The 1383-nt window shown below is 58.0% G+C and carries 2 protein-coding genes; both read right to left on the reverse strand.

Annotated features, from left to right (window positions below; genetic code table 11):
• A partial coding sequence (locus ABEH87_RS21625) for a Clp protease N-terminal domain-containing protein (protein WP_346579415.1) occupies positions 1-656 on the reverse strand: 656 nt, incomplete at its 3' end.
• A 172-nt stretch (positions 657-828) separates the two neighbouring features.
• Positions 829-1320, reverse strand: coding sequence for an Hcp family type VI secretion system effector (locus tag ABEH87_RS21630; protein ID WP_346579417.1), 492 nt, complete (start codon positions 1318-1320; stop codon positions 829-831).
• Between the last annotated feature and the right edge of the window lie 63 nt (positions 1321-1383).

The raw sequence follows: 1383 nt of genomic DNA on the forward strand, positions 1-1383 counted from the left end.
TCGCGGCCGAACACCGGGTCGATGCTTCCCGCCCGCGCTTTTGCCGTCACGTCGAGGGTAAATTTATCCAGTGCGTTTTGCAGGGCCGGGTTCAGTTCGCCTTCTTTCAGCTCTGCACCGGCCGGGCGGCCAACAAACTCCACCTCACTGCCGTGCTCCCGGGCCAGTTCAGCCTCAAACTGCCGCTCCGGGCGCTCATCAGATTGTGCATCCAGCAGCGGACGCAGGCGTTCCAGCTGGCTCTGGCCCAGCGTCAGCAGCGGCCACAGACCGTCGCAGCGTGCCAGTGTCGGTTTATCCACCAGGGCCATCAGCAAATGGTGACTTCGGATTTGCGCTTCACCGTTGAGTGAAGCAATAAGCCAGGCCTGCTGCATCAGCGTCTGAATATTGTCAGACAGCTGCGGGCGCCCATGCACCGAACGCGGGAGAGTGTCCAGCCAGCCGAGCAAATCCTGCCACAGCACATCCATATCCCATTCGTAGCGACGCGCCAGCACCGTCAGGTCACCTTCACCCTGCTCCAGCAGTTTCAGCAGCCAGTGCTCCGGCAGGATTGAAGCATGCGCCCGGGTCTGGCACAGGGAGGCGGCCCCTTCCATGGCACGGGCACAGTAAGGGTTCAGACGTCGCAGCAGAATGGCTGGGTTTTCCATAACTCTCTCTCTTTATCGGTTCCTGGACACGCTACCGCCCCTCGCTGTTTCCCGTTGTTCAGGAGACCAAAGCGCACAAGGTCAGGCTGGCAGGCAGATTGTTGTTTTGCTGAGCACCCGACTCGCAGACGCTCAGCAAAACTGCGGACAGGAGAACCTGTCCGCAGTGGGCTTACGCGGTGGTACGTTCGTTCCAGGAATCGGAATGAATGATGTTGCCGTCTTTGTAGGTCCAGGTGATTTTTTCGTAGCGCAGCTCAATGCGCTCCAGGTGATTGTGCTTCTCTTTCGAGGCGTCTTTGATGTCGTGCATCAGCGGAGCCACTTTCACCAGCTTGACGTTCTCCAGTTTGGTGTTGAAGTACTCCACCTCCTGGCCCGCGTCGTTGATTTTGTACCACCTGAACTCGGCAGACTTCAGGGTCTGACCGGTGGTCACCGCCTTGTAGAGATACGGGCTGGACGAGTCGATCTCTTTGGTGAACAGGAACGGGGTGTGAACGCGGGTGCCGGTCAGCTTGCCGGTGTTGTTGTCGGTCGGGATGTACAGGTTATGCTCCTGTGCCACCACTTCGATGCTGCCTTCGCGGTCCTTCACGTCCACAGAACCTTTGATATCCGCACCGCCGTCGTCTTTCAGCCACAGATAGACTGGAATTGCCATGTGTTACTCCTTATCAGAACTTACTGTTGTGTCATCATCCTGTGATGACGTTCGCATTGCTGG

It is taken from the genome of Erwinia sp. Eh17-17 (genome assembly GCF_039675725.1).
Taxonomy (GTDB): Bacteria; Pseudomonadota; Gammaproteobacteria; order Enterobacterales; family Enterobacteriaceae; genus Erwinia.

What these genes read in the sequence shown, in the direction of transcription:
- ABEH87_RS21630 (WP_346579417.1), bottom strand. Translation starts at nt 1,320, where the DNA reads ATGGCAATTCCAGTCTATCTGTGGCTGAAAGACGACGGCGGTGCGGAT.